The 13,400-nt window shown below is 67.7% G+C and carries 9 protein-coding genes and 1 tRNA gene; 7 read left to right on the top strand and 3 right to left on the bottom strand.

From position 1 onward, the window contains the following. Nucleotides 1-266 precede the first annotated feature (266 nt). The 3 genes from hsdR to KHC27_RS12970 all read left to right on the top strand — a co-directional run bounded on the left by hsdR (nucleotide 267) and on the right by KHC27_RS12970 (nucleotide 6,603). Entirely contained in the window at nucleotides 267-3,668 is a 3,402-nt protein-coding gene (gene hsdR / locus KHC27_RS12980; protein WP_343210904.1) for a type I restriction-modification system endonuclease, read from the top strand. 77 nt (nucleotides 3,669-3,745) lie between these two features. Continuing rightward, entirely contained in the window at nucleotides 3,746-5,284 is a 1,539-nt protein-coding gene (locus KHC27_RS12975) for a class I SAM-dependent DNA methyltransferase (RefSeq protein ID WP_213339798.1), read from the top strand. After that, nucleotides 5,281-6,603, top strand: a complete 1,323-nt coding sequence (locus tag KHC27_RS12970) for a restriction endonuclease subunit S (RefSeq protein WP_213339797.1) — start codon at nucleotides 5,281-5,283, stop codon at nucleotides 6,601-6,603. The genes KHC27_RS12975 and KHC27_RS12970 overlap by 4 nt, the downstream gene beginning before the upstream one ends. 129 nt (nucleotides 6,604-6,732) lie before the next feature. Here the strand turns inward: KHC27_RS12970 and KHC27_RS12965 are convergent. Beyond that, a tRNA-Ser gene (locus KHC27_RS12965) sits at nucleotides 6,733-6,822 on the bottom strand. A gap of 256 nt (nucleotides 6,823-7,078) precedes the next feature. Between KHC27_RS12965 and KHC27_RS12960 the strand changes: the two genes are divergently transcribed. From KHC27_RS12960 to fabI, 4 genes are all read left to right on the top strand, one after another. Then, complete coding sequence (locus tag KHC27_RS12960; protein WP_213339796.1) at nucleotides 7,079-9,223, top strand: DUF3141 domain-containing protein; 2,145 nt, start codon at nucleotides 7,079-7,081, stop codon at nucleotides 9,221-9,223. 127 nt (nucleotides 9,224-9,350) lie between these two features. Then, nucleotides 9,351-10,304, top strand: coding sequence for a phosphate acetyltransferase (locus KHC27_RS12955; protein WP_213339795.1), 954 nt, complete (start codon nucleotides 9,351-9,353; stop codon nucleotides 10,302-10,304). A gap of 15 nt (nucleotides 10,305-10,319) precedes the next feature. Further along, nucleotides 10,320-11,543 carry an acetate/propionate family kinase gene (locus KHC27_RS12950; RefSeq protein ID WP_213339794.1) on the top strand — a complete coding sequence of 408 codons (1,224 nt, stop codon included), beginning with the start codon at nucleotides 10,320-10,322 and terminating at the stop codon, nucleotides 11,541-11,543. Continuing rightward, on the top strand, nucleotides 11,540-12,328 hold the full coding sequence (gene fabI / locus KHC27_RS12945) for an enoyl-ACP reductase FabI (protein WP_246519910.1): 789 nt from the start codon (nucleotides 11,540-11,542) through the stop codon (nucleotides 12,326-12,328). Before KHC27_RS12950 ends, fabI begins: the two co-directional genes overlap by 4 nt. Nucleotides 12,329-12,333: 5 nt before the next feature. Here fabI and KHC27_RS12940 read toward each other — a convergent pair whose 3' ends face one another. Next, on the bottom strand, nucleotides 12,334-13,194 hold the full coding sequence (locus tag KHC27_RS12940) for an efflux RND transporter periplasmic adaptor subunit (protein WP_213339793.1): 861 nt from the start codon (nucleotides 13,192-13,194) through the stop codon (nucleotides 12,334-12,336). After that, nucleotides 13,191-13,400 (bottom strand): DUF1656 domain-containing protein, encoded by a 210-nt coding sequence (locus tag KHC27_RS12935; protein WP_213339792.1) that lies wholly within the window; start codon nucleotides 13,398-13,400, stop codon nucleotides 13,191-13,193. Before KHC27_RS12935 ends, KHC27_RS12940 begins: the two co-directional genes overlap by 4 nt.

Genomic DNA, 13,400 nt, shown 5'->3' with positions numbered 1-13,400 from the left:
ACCCTTCCCCTACCGCATTGTGGCCGTCCCTGCAGATCGGTTGCAACAGCAAACGCCCGAATGAACCTTGGAAGGACAGGCTGGCGTAGAAAACCGGGAGATATGGCGCCGGTCATCCGTTATCGGATCGGGCGCGAACGGCACGCTCTTCAATTGCTGGAGGAGGCGTGGCAGGAAAAACAGCCCTCCAACGCGTTTGCGTCAGTCCAATCGGTGTGCCATCGTCTCGGCTCAGCCGCAGAAACGATGTGGGCGCAGCGTTGTCGGTGAACTTCGACCATCTGCAAAAGATCAGCCCGGAGCTGCATCTGCTCGGCACCCTGGCCGAACGCTTCTTCGCCGAAGACGCCAATACGTCCCTGATCAAGAGCCGGCAATTCGGGGAGTACATGGTCAAGGAGATTGCCGCCCTCTCCGGCGTCTATGATCCAGCCGCCCGCGAGACGACGAATGATCTTCTTCGACGACTAGCAGCACAACAGATCTTGCCGCGAGAGGTGGCGGACGTCTTCCATGCCGTGCGCAAGAGGGGCAACGAGGCGGCCCACAACCTGAAGGGGTCGCCGGCAGACGCACTGGCGGCGCTCAAATTCTGCCACGCGCTCGCGATCTGGTATCGCCGCACATATGGACGCGATCCGAACTTCCGACCGGCACCGTTCGTGCCGCCCAGAGCGTCCTCCGGTACCGATGAGGCGACGCAGGCCGAGCTCGCAGCCCTCCGCGCCAGGGTTCGCGAGGCGGAGGAGAAGCTGGCGGCGGCCCACGCCTCAGCCGACGAGCTCGCCAACGCGCGGGCGGCGGCCGAAGAACTCGCCCGGCAGGCCGCCGCCGACAATGCCGTCTGGGAGCGCACCGTCGTCGAACTGGAGGCCAGCCAGGCAACGCTGTCCCGCAAGCTGGCCGAGCTGCAGAAGGCGGCCGAGGCTCAGCCCGCGCAGCTGCAGATGGAGTTCCGGCAGGCCGGGCTGCAGGCCGCCAGCCGCCTGGAACTCGATGAGCGCCAGACCCGCCGCCTGATCGATGTCCAGCTCGCCGACGCCGGCTGGGAGGCCGACAGCGAGAGCCTGACCCACGCGAACGGGGCGCGGCCGGAAGAAGGCCGCAACCGGGCGATCGCCGAATGGCCGGCCGAAGGTGGTCGCGCCGATTACGCCCTCTTCGTCGGCAATGCCTGCGTCGGCGTCATCGAGGCGAAGCGCGAGAGCGTCGATGTGCCGTCCACGCTGCTGCAGGCCGAGCGCTACGCCCGCGGCCTCGTGCTGCCCCCGGAGCACGCCTGCCCCCACGGCCCGTGGAAACACGACCTCGACGATCCGTTCCGCGTGCCGTTCGTCTTCGCCACCAACGGGCGGCCCTATCTGCGCCAGTGGCTGACCAAGTCCGGCATCTGGTATCGCGATGCGAGGCGGGCGACGAACCATGCCATCGCCATGACGAGCTGGTTCTCGCCGAAAGACCTGCTGGACAAGCTGGCGACCAATGTCGACACCGCCGCGCAAGGCCTGGCCGAGGAGAGCTTCGGCAAGGGCCGGATGCGCCCCTACCAGGAAGAGGCCATCGCGGCGATCGAAAAGGCCGTGGCCGCCGGCCAGCGGGACATCCTGCTGTCCATGGCCACCGGCACCGGCAAGACCCGCACCGCGATTGCGCTGATGTACCGGCTGCTCAAGCACAGGCGCTTCCGCCGGATCCTCTTCCTTGTCGACCGCAAGGCGCTCGGCAAGCAGACGAGTGACGCCCTCGAAACCACCGAGATCGAGGGCATGCTGAACTTCGCCCAAATCTATAAGGTGGCCGGGCTCGACCAGAAGCTGCCGGAAGACGAGGACCAGGTGCAGGTCGCGACCGTCCAGTCGCTCATCGCCCGCATCCTGAACGAACCGGACCCGGCCCGGCGCCCGACCCCCGGCACCTTCGACTGCATCATCGTGGACGAGGCCCATCGCGGCTACACGCTGGATGCGGAGCTGCGCGAGACCGATATCGGCTTTCGCACCGTCGACGATTACCAGTCGGCCTACCGTCAGGTTCTCGATTATTTCGATGCCGTGAAGGTGGCGCTGACGGCGACGCCCGCGCTTCACACGCGCGAGATCTTCGGCCATCCGGTCTTCCACTATGGCTATCGTCAGGCCGTCGTCGAAGGCTATCTCAACGACCATCTCCCGCCCAAGCGCATCACCACGGCGCTCTCGGAAGCCGGCATCCATTTCGACGGCGGCGACGAAGTGGAGATCATCGACCGCAAGACCGGGCAGATCGATCTGTTCGAACTGCCGGATGATGTCTCGCTGGATTACGACCTCGCCGACTTCAACAGGCGCGTCTACTCGGAATCGTTCAACCGCATCGTTTGCCGGGCGATCGCCACGGAGATCCCGCCGTCGAGGCACGGCAAGACTCTGATCTTCGCCGCCCGCGACGCCCATGCCGACGACATCGTGCGGCTGCTGAACGAGGAACTGCGGGAGGAATACGGCGCGGAGGCGGTGCCCCATGGCATGGTCATGAAGATCACCGGCACGGTCGAAAGGGCCGACGACCTCATCCTGAAATTCAAGAACGACCCCTATCCGAAATACGTCGTCACCGTTGATCTGCTGACCACAGGCGTCGATGTGCCGGCCATCTGCAATCTCGTCTTCGTTCGCCGGGTGAAGAGCCGCATCCTCTACGACCAGATGATCGGCCGGGCGACGCGCCTGTGCCCGGAGATCGGCAAGGAGCATTTCCGCATCTTCGATGCCGTCGATCTCTATGCCGAGCTTCAGGAGATGACGGATATGCGCCCCGTCGTGGTGAAGCCGGACATCTCGCTCGGCCAGCTGGTGACCGACCTGGGGAACGCCGAAACGGCGGAGGACAAGGACTGGGTCGCGGGGCAGGTGATCGTGCGCATGCGGGCGGTGGTCCGCCACATGGATGGCGAGACCCGGGAGAGCTTCGAGCGCGCCGCCGGCGAGAGCCCCGACATGGCCCTGCAGCGGCTCGCCACCGGCTCCGGCGCGGCGCTCCAGGACTGGTTCGCCGCCCATCCGCGCGCGGTGGAGCTGCTGGAACGCCGCCCGCTGCGGACGAACCGGAACGATGGCGTCGTCATCGCCAGCCAGGACGACGAGCTGCTCCGCATCGAGGAGATTTTCGGCAGGAACACCACGCCGGAGGATTACATCACCGGCTTCGAGCGCTTCGTGCGCGAGAACATGAACCGGGTGCCGGCGCTGATCGCCGTCACCCAGCGTCCGCGCGATCTCACCCGCCGGGAGCTGTCGGAACTGGCCGGCCTGCTCGACGAGAAGAACTATTCCGAAGCCATGCTCCGCGCCGCCTATGGCCGCGCCCGCAACGCCGATATTGCCGCCCATATCATCGGCTTTGTCCGGCAGGCGGCGCTCGGCGATCCGCTGATCCCTTATGCCACCCGGGTCGACAACGCGATCGTCAGGATCGAGGCCTCGCGCCGCTGGACGCCGAAGCAGAAGGAGTGGCTGCGCCGCATCGGCCGCGCCCTCAAGGACAAGCCGGTGGCCGACCCGACCCTGCTCGATCAGGGCGCCTTCGCCGACAAGGGCGGCTTCCAGCGCATCGCGCAGGAATTCGACGGCGCGCTGGACGAGGTGCTGCACGCCTTCAACGAGGCGATCTGGAGCTCGCCCGCCGCCTGACCTGTCGCCTCGCTTTGACCCGCGCCCGGCGCCCGCTACAAGCGCAGGCGCCATCCCCTGCCCCAGAGACTCACGCCATGAACGCCAACGCCATCGTCCAGAAACTCTGGCGCCTCTGCACGGTCTTGCGCAAGGACGGTATCACCTACCAGCAATATGTCACCGAACTGACCTACCTGCTGTTCCTGAAGATGATGGCCGAGCGCAACCGCGAGACCGGCACCCTTCCGAAGGGCATGCGCTGGGCGGATCTGGTCGCGGCCAGCGGCCTCGCCAAGCTGGAGCATTACCGCAACGTGCTGGTCACCCTCGGCGCCACCAGCTCCCGGCTCGGCAAGGACGACACGCTCGTGCGCCCGCCGGGCGAGAGCGCCACGCCGGAGGAGCGCGCGCGGCATACCGACGCCCGGCCGCTGCCCGACATGGTGCAGAAGATTTTCGACAGTGCCGCCACCATCATCCGCGAGCCGCAGAATCTGGCCACGCTGGTGACCGCGATCGACGAGCTCGACTGGTTCTCCGAGGAGCGCGACCAGTTCGGCGATCTCTATGAAGGCCTGCTGCAGAAGAATGCCGAGGAAACCAAGAAGGGGGCGGGGCAGTACTTCACCCCGCGTGTGCTGATCGACGTCATGGTGCGGCTCATGCAGCCGCAGCCCGGCGAGGTGATCCAGGACCCCGCCGCCGGCACCGGCGGCTTCCTCATCGCCGCCGACCGCTACATGCGCGCCCGCACCGACAATTATTTCGAACTGGGCGAGAAGGCGCAGGACTTCCAGAAGCGCCACGCCTTTCGCGGGATGGAGAACGTGGCGGGCACGCTGCGCCTGCTGCTGATGAACCTTTATCTCCACGACATCGACAGCGAGCAGGTCGATCTCGGCGACACGCTCTCCGACAAGGGCAAGGCGCTGGGCCGGGCCGACCTCATTCTCACCAATCCGCCCTTCGGCCCGGCCGGCGGGGCGCCGACCCGCGACGACCTCTCCGTCACCGCCACCGTCTCCTCCTACCAGCTTCCCTTCGTCGAACACTGCATCCGCGCGCTGCGGCCCGGCGGGCGCGCGGCCATCGTGGTGCCGGACAACGTGCTGTTCGAGGATGGCCGCGGCAAAGAGCTGCGCCGCATGATGCTGGACTGGTGCGACCTCCACACCATCCTGCGCCTGCCCACCGGCATCTTCTACGCGCAGGGCGTGAAGACCAACGTGCTCTTCCTCACCCGCGGCAAGACCGAGACCGCCACCACCAGGGCGGTGTGGATCTACGACCTGCGCGCCCAGATGCCGAAATTCGGCAAGACCACGCCGCTCACCCCCGCGCATTTCGAGGGCTTCGAGCGGGCCTTCGGCGCGGACGCCCATGGCCGGGAGCGCGGGCCGGACGAAGGCGAGGCCGGCCGCTGGCGCATGTTCACCCGCGAGGCGATCGCCGCGCGCGGCGACAATCTCGACATCTCCTGGCTGCGCGAGGCGGAGGAGGAGGCGGAAGAAGGCCTGATCGAGCCCGACGACATCGCCGCCGCCATCCTCGGCCACCTGCAGGCCGCGACGCTGGAGATCGAGGCGCTGCTGGCGGAGCTGGGGGATGATGTCGTGCCGGAGGCGGCGGAATGAGCGGGCTGCCGAAGGGGTGGGTTGAGGCGACGCTGGGGGAGCTCGGTGTTTGGCAAGGCGGAGGCACACCCGACAAATCAAACGCTGCCTATTGGAGTTCTGGCACTATTCCTTGGGTCTCCCCGAAGGACATGAAGCGATTTCATATCTCAGAGGCAGAAGATCAAATAACGGAAGCAGCCTTGGCCGGATCTTCGACCAACCTGATCGCGCCACATTCTGTGCTTCTGGTCACACGAAGCGGTATCCTAAAGCATACGCTGCCTGTTGCACTGACCAACCGTGACGTGGCAATCAATCAAGACATCAAGGCTCTGACGCCACATCGGGAGCTGGATCCCGTCTTCATTGCGCAGCAGATCAAGTCTCTCGGCCCGTTCGTCCTCAGGAACTGCGCTAAAGCAGGTACTACCGTCGATAGCGTTGACTTTGAAAGATTAAAGTCGGTCCCGGCCAATATCCCGCCCCTCGCCGAGCAGAAGCGCATCGTGGCCAAGCTGGAGGCGCTGAACGCGACATCCGCCCGCGCCCGCGCCGAACTCGCCCGCATCGAAACCCTCGCCTCCCGCTACAAGCAGGCCGTGCTCAGCAAGGCGTTCAGCGGGGAGTTGTGTCGCAAGGAGCTCGGTGAGCTCGTGGCCCGTATCAAGGCGGGAAAGAACCTGCGTTGCGAAGAAAGACCGCCGCGCTCCAATGAAAACGGCGTCGTCAAGGTAAGCGCGGTGACATGGGGTGAATTCCGCGCGGATCAATCTAAGACACTTCCCTCTGATTTTGAACCTGACGAGGATACTCGTATCAAGTCTGGTGATTTTCTCTTTTCCCGTGCGAATACCATCGACTTGGTTGGCGCTGTGGTGATCGTCGCCGAAACGCCAGAAAATTTATACCTCAGCGACAAAATTCTCAGACTTGAATTCACCGAACCCGTGCACTCTTGGCTGCTATGGTATCTACGGTCGCCCATGGGCCGCGAAGCTCTGATGAACATCTCGTCCGGCAATCAGCTTTCCATGCGAAATATCGGGCAAAAAAGTCTTCTTTCGCTCGCCGTCCCATACGCAGACGCCCAGCTACGAACAGAAATCGTTCGCCGCATCGAATCCGCCTTCGCCAGGATCGACCGGCTGGCGGGCGAGGCGAAGCGGGCGCTGGAGCTGGTGGGCAGGCTCGACGAGGCGATCCTCGCCAAGGCCTTTCGTGGCGAGCTGGTGCCGCAGGACGAAAACGACGAGCCGGCCGAGCAGCTTCTCGCCCGCATCCGCGCCGGGCGCGCGGCGGCGCCGAAGGGAAAGCGCGGGCGGGGCGCCCGGGACTGAAGACGCCTGAGGGCGCCCGCCGGGCCGCCGCGCCCACCGGACAGCCGCCGCGCACCGGAGATCCGCGCCGGCAGGCCGGCTGCCGCTTCGGTCGATAACGCCGCGCCGGGCGCACCCGCCGGGGCGAGATGGCGGAAGCGGTGGGATTCGAACCCACGGTACGGTTGCCCGTACGCCAGTTTTCAAGACTGGAGCCTTAAACCACTCGGCCACACTTCCCTGCCGCGCACCTTGTTCCCAAAGCCGCCGCGCTTTGCAAGAGGAACCTCGCGGCACCCTCGTTGACCCCCCGTGGCCCCCGCGGCGTTCCCCGGCGGCGGCGCTTCCGGGAGGGTCAGGCAGGCTGACCTGGATCAAGGCCGGCCGCCGCTGCCCACAGCATCATGATGCGCGCGCCACAGGGGCGCCCGTGCCGACGGCCGCGCCGCGGGCGCATCGCCGGCGGCGGTTGCCGGCCCGCCGCAAGGAGGCAGGGATGTCGTTCCACCACGACCTCACCGACTATCTGATCGACGCCGCCCAGCGCCACATCCTGTTCCTCGATGTTCTGCGCGAGCGCGGCGAGAACTACCTCGCCCATCAGGCGATGACGGTGCCCAACGTGCTCGGCTTCGACTGCGAGCTGGTGCTGGACGGCCGCACCCTGTCCCGCCCTGTCAATTACGGCATCGTCCACATCCAGCCGGCGGAGGGAACGACGGTCGAGCCGCAGGCGCGCCCCTTCATCGTCATCGACCCGAGGGCCGGCCATGGCCCGGGCATTGGCGGGATGAAGCCGGACAGCGAGATCGGCGCGGCGCTGGCGGCGGGGCATCCCTGCTATTTCGTCGGCTTCACCCCGACGCCCATGCCGGGCCAGACCATCGAGGATGTCGCCGCGGCGGAGGCCGCCTTCGTCGCCGAGGTGGCGCGCCGCCATCCCTTGGCGCCCAAGCCCTGCGTCATCGGCAATTGCCAGGCGGGATGGGCGGTGATGGGGCTCGCCGCGGTGGAGCCGGACCTCATGGGCCCCCTTCTGGTCGCCGGCTCGCCGCTCTCCTATTGGGCGGGGCGGGACGACCTGAACCCGATGCGGTATTCCGCCGGCCCGCTGGGCGGCACCTGGGCGGCCTCCTTTGCGGCCGACCTCGGCGCGGGCCTGTTCGACGGCGCCCATCTCGTGCAGAACTTCGAAAGCCTCAACCCGGCCAACACCTTCTGGACCAAGCTGTATAACGTCTGGTCCAAGGTGGACACCGAGCGCGAGCGCTTCCTTGCCTTCGAAACCTGGTGGGGCGGGCATGTGCTGCTCACCCGCGAGGAGATCGAGTTCATCACCGAGAACCTGTTCGTGGGCAACCGGCTCACCGCCGGCCGGCTGCGGCAGGCCTCGGGCGCGCCGGTCGACCTGCGCGAGGTGGCCTCTCCCGTCGTGGTGTTCTGCTCCTGGGGCGACAACATCACCCCGCCGCAGCAGGCGCTGGGCTGGATCACCGATCTCTATGGCAGCGACGCGGAGCTGATGCTGCGGGAGCGGACCATCGTCTACTGCATCCATCCCGATGTCGGCCATCTCGGCATCTTCGTGTCCGGCGCCGTGGCGCAGAAGGAGCACAGCGAGTTCAGCAGCCAGATCGACCTGATCGATGTGCTGCCGCCCGGCCTGTGGGAAATCGTGCTGACCCCGCGCACCCCGCAGGATGCCCATGCCGATCTGCTCACCGGCCGGTTCGTCGCCCGCTTCGAGGCCCGCGGCCTCGACGATATCCGCGCGCTGGGGCTGAATTCGGTGGAGGAGGACCGGCGTTTCGCCGCGCTCGCCGCCATTTCCGAATGGAATGCCGCGCTGTACAAGAGCTGGGCCCGGCCGCTGGTCCAGGCGCTGGTGACGCCCGCCCTGGCGACGCTTGGCCGGCGGCTGCACCCCGACCGGCTGCAGTTCGAAGCCTTCACCAACGCCAACCCTGCCATGGCGCCGGTGCGGCACGCCGCCGAACGCGTGCGGAAAAACCGCATGCCGGCCGCGCCGGACAACCCGTTCCACGCCTGGCAGGGGCTGGTTTCCGCCAACATCGTCGCCTCGCTCGATCTCTACCGCCGGGTTCGCGACGACGCCGTCGCGGCGGGCTTCAAGGCGGTGTTTGGTCAGCCCTGGCTGCAGGCGATGCTCGGCATCGACCGGGACGATCCGCGCGGCCTCGCGGCCCAGCGCTGGACCGAGGCGGAGATGGCGGCGCGGCGCGAGACGCTGGCGGCCGAAGCGCGCGCCCTCACCCCGCGCACCGCCGCGCTGCGGGCGATGATCTATATTCTCGCCGGGCAGCAGCGGGTGGACGAGCGGGTCTTCGCCGTGCTGCGCAACCTGCACCGCGACCGGCTGGAATTCCACGACGCCACCCTCGCCGGCTTCAAGGACAATGTGCGGCGCCAGTCGCTGATGCTGCGGCTGGACCGCGAGGCGGCCATGGCCGACGTCGCCCGCGTGCTGGCGAGCGAGCCTCCGGCGGTCGGCATCGAGGAGCTGAAGGCGATCGTCACCGCCCCCGGCCCGCTGGAGGGCGAGGCGCTGGCGCGGTTCGAGGCGGTCGTGGCGATGTATCCCCGTGGTCCCGTCCTCACCGTCGTCGCCGGGGCGGCCTAGCCCGATAAGCTGCGGTCTCAAGGCAAGGTGCCAACCCATTGATGCGACATGGCAGGACATCACGCCCTGCCCCGCGGGGGCCGCCGCCCTCTCCCGGTCCGGTTCCATTGTGCTGCTGCGAGATGCCATGACCAGCCCCGTCCCCCGCCCGCCCCACGACAAATACGAGGCGCTGATCGCCCGGGCCCGGCAGATGCCGCCGACCCCCACGGTGGTCGCCCACCCCTGCGACGAGGCTTCGCTGCGGGGGGCCTGCGAGGCGGCCGAGCAGGGTCTCATCGAGCCCATTCTCGTCGGCCCGCGCACCCGCATGGCTGCCGCGGCCGAGGCGGCGGGGCTGGATATCGGTCGTTACGAGCAGGTGGACGCCGCCCACAGCGTCGAGTCCGCCGCGACCGCGGTCGGGCTGGTGCGGGCCGGCCGCGCCGCGCTGCTGATGAAGGGCAGCCTGCATACCGACGAGGTGCTGGCGCAGGTGACGGCGAAGGAAACCGGCCTGCGCACCGGCCGGCGCATCAGCCACGTCTTCGTCATGGACGTGCCGGCCCATCCCACCACGCTGTTCATCACCGACGCCGCGGTCAACATCTTCCCGGACCTCGCGGACAAGCGCGACATCATCCAGAACGCCATCGACCTGCATGTCGGGCTCGGCCTGGGGGTCCCGCGCGTCGCCATCCTCTCGGCGGTGGAAACGGTGACGCAGAAGATCCCCAGCACCATCGAGGCCGCCGCGCTCTGCAAGATGGCGGATCGCGGCCAGATCAGCGGCGGCCTGCTGGAAGGGCCGCTGGCGCTCGACAACGCCATCAACGAGGAGGCGGCGCGGATCAAGGGCATCGTCTCCCCCGTCGCCGGGCGGGCGCAGATTCTGGTGGCGCCCGATCTGGAGGCCGGCAACATGCTGGCGAAGAACCTCACCTTCCTCGCCGGCGCCGACGCCGCCGGCATCGTGCTGGGCGCGCGGGTGCCGCTCATCCTCACCAGCAGGGCCGACAATGTGCGCACCCGCCTCGCCTCCTGCGCGGTGGCCGCGCTCTATGCGCAGAGCCTCGCCCTGGGGCATCCTCTGGGGCGTTGAGGGCGGAGAGGCACGATGGGCGACAGCATCCTGGTCATCAATGCCGGCAGTTCGAGCATCAAGTTCAAGCTCTACGGCATCGCCGGCGACGAGCTGGCGCCGGTCTTCGCCGGGCAGTTCGACGGCATCGGCAGCCGGCCGCGGCTGAGGGTAAAGGACAAGGCGGGCCGCGCGCTGGCCGACCAGGCCTATCCCGCCGCGGAGGTCGGCTCCGCGGCGGCGGCGCAGACGGTGGTGGCCGACTGGCTGAAGGAGCATCTGGGCGACGCCCGCATCGTCGCGGTCGGCCATCGCGTGGTCCATGGCGGGCTGACCTACGCCCAGCCGGTGCGGGTGGACGCGGCGGTGCTGGCGACGCTGGAGAGCTTCATCCCGCTGGCGCCGCTGCACCAGCTCAGCAATCTCGACCCGATCCGGGTGCTGATGGAGCGCCGGCCGGACCTGCCGCAGGTGGCCTGCTTCGATACCGCCTTCCATCGCGGCCATCCCGAACGCTCCGACCGCTTCGCCCTGCCCCGCGCGCTCTACGACGAGGGGGTGCGGCGCTACGGCTTTCACGGGCTGTCCTATGAATATGTCAGCGCCGCGCTGCACCGGATGGCGCCGGACCTCGCCGACGGGCGGGTGGTGATCTGCCATCTCGGCTCGGGCGCCTCGGCCTGCGCGCTGCGCGGCGGCCGAAGCATCGAGACCACGATGGGCTTCACCGCGCTGGACGGACTACCCATGGGAACCCGCTCCGGCACGCTCGATCCCGGCGTCATCCTCCACCTCATCGAACAGAAGGGAATGTCCGCGCACGAGGTCGGCACCATGCTCTATCGCGACAGCGGGCTGCTCGGGCTTTCCGGAATCAGCAACGATGTCAGGGAGTTGCTGGCCAGCACGGATCCCCGCGCGGAGATGGCGATCGACATGTTCTGCCACCGCGTGGCGCAGGCCGTGGCCTCGCTCTCGGTCTCGATCGGCGGCCTCGACGCCCTCGTCTTCACCGCCGGGATCGGGGAGAACGCGCCGGAGATACGCAGCCGCGTGGTGGCGGCGCTTGGCTGGGCCGGGCTGGCGTTCGATCCTGCCGCCAATGCCCGCTCCGCCACCCAGATCGACGACCCCCGCAGCCGCGCCGCCATCTATATCGTACCGACCGACGAGGAACGGATGATCGGCCTGCACACCCTGCGGTTGCTGCAGCAGGAGGGCGCCCTCGGCGCGCCGGAACCGGAGGGACATCGCGCATGAACATCCCCGACCTGCCGCCCGGCCAAGCGCTGCTCGGGCAGCGCGTCCTCGTGCTCGGCATCGCCAATGAGCATTCCATTGCCTATGGCTGTGCGAAGGTGTTCCGCGCGCTGGGCGCCGACCTCGCGCTGACCTATCTCAACGAAAAGGCCCGGCCTCATGTCGAGCCGCTGGCGCGCGAGCTGGGCGCGGACATCTTCCTGCCGTGCGATGTCGGCGAGGCGGGAAGCCTTGAGGCGGTGTTCGAGGCCATCGCGGCTCGCTGGGGGCGGCTCGACATCGGGTTGCACAGCATCGCGTTCGCCCCCAGGGAGGACCTTCAGGGCCGGCTGGCGGACTCCTCTGCGGAAGGATTCGCGCGGGCGATGGACATCTCCTGCCACTCCTTCATCCGCATGGCACGGCTTGCCGAGCCCCTCATGACCGGCGGCGGCACCTTGATCGCCATGAGCTATCATGGCGCAGCCAAGGTCGTGCCGAACTACAACCTGATGGGGCCGGTCAAGGCGGCGCTGGAATGTGCGGTTCGCTATCTCGCCTATGAGATGGGCCCCCGGGATATCCGTGTCCACGCCGTCTCGCCAGGGCCGCTGAAGACGCGGGCCGCCTCGGGGCTGAAGGATTTCGACGAACTGCTGGCCGAGGCCAGCGCACGCGCACCCATCGGGGAGCTGGTGGATATTGAGGATGTGGGTTTGACCACCGCCTTCCTGGCCACGCCCTATGCGCGCCGCCTCACCGGCACGACCACCTATGTCGACGGCGGCCTCAGCATCATGGGGTAAGTGCCTCAGTCGGTTATCGAAACGGTGGCGGTGAGGCCAGCCACGAGGCGCAGGTCCTCCGGCTTCTCGTCCAGCGAGATGCGCACCGGCACACGCTGGGCAAGCCGCACCCAGGAGAAGGTCGGGTTGACGTTGGCCAGCAACCCGCCATCGGAGCGCTCGCGGTCCTCGATGCCGGCGGCGACGCTTTCGACGTGGCCGCCGAGATCGTGCGACTGTCCCATCAGGCGGATGGTGACGGGATCGCCAACCTTGATGCGGCCGAGCTTGGTCTCTTCGAAATACCCTTCGATGCGCAGGGAGTCGGAATCGACCAGCGCAATCTTGGCTGATCCCTGGGCGACATAGTCGCCCGGCTGAAGACTAAGATTCGTCACGACGCCATTGACCGGAGCCTTGACCTCCACCCGCTCCAGATTGAGGCGGGCGAGATCGCGGTCCGCGACCGCCTGCCTGTAGGCGGCAGCCGCCGCGGCCTCGTCGGTGCGCGCCTGCTCGGCCTTCTGCTGCGAAACCACCTCGGTCAGCTTGTCGTAGCGGGCGCGGTCGCGGCTGGTCTGGTCGAGGGTCGCCTTCTTCTGCTCCACCACAGCCTCGGCCTGTTCCAGCGCAATGGCGTAGCGTGCGGGGTCGATGCGAAAGAGAAGCTGGCCCTTGTGCACCGTCTCGTTGTCGCGGACCAGCACCTCGCTCACGAAACCGGAGACGTCAGGGGCAATGCCGACCACGTCGGCCCGCACCTTGGCGTCGCGGGTCCACGGGTCGTCCATGTAGTGCCGCCACATCTCCCGGCCGACCAGCAGTGCCGATGCCACCAGTGCGAGCGTCACGGCGACGCGAAGCAGGGAACGCAGGGAGATCGTCATGGCAGCCACCACCGCAACAGCGCAAACAACGCGCCGAGAAGAACGACGTAGAGAGCGGCGTCGAACAAGCCGCGATGCCAGACCAGCGCATAGGCGCCGGTCCGGGCGAGAAGGCGCCGCGCCAGCAGGCTGACCGGCAGCGCAAGCAGCATCAGTGCGAGAAGCTCCGGCACATAGACGCCGTACACGTCGATATCGGCGGACAT

The organism is Ancylobacter lacus (assembly GCF_018390635.1).
GTDB lineage: Bacteria > Pseudomonadota > Alphaproteobacteria > Rhizobiales > Xanthobacteraceae > Ancylobacter > Ancylobacter lacus.
The sequence above is the reverse complement of the archived record's forward strand: the minus strand, read 5'-3'. Positions and strand labels throughout refer to the sequence as shown.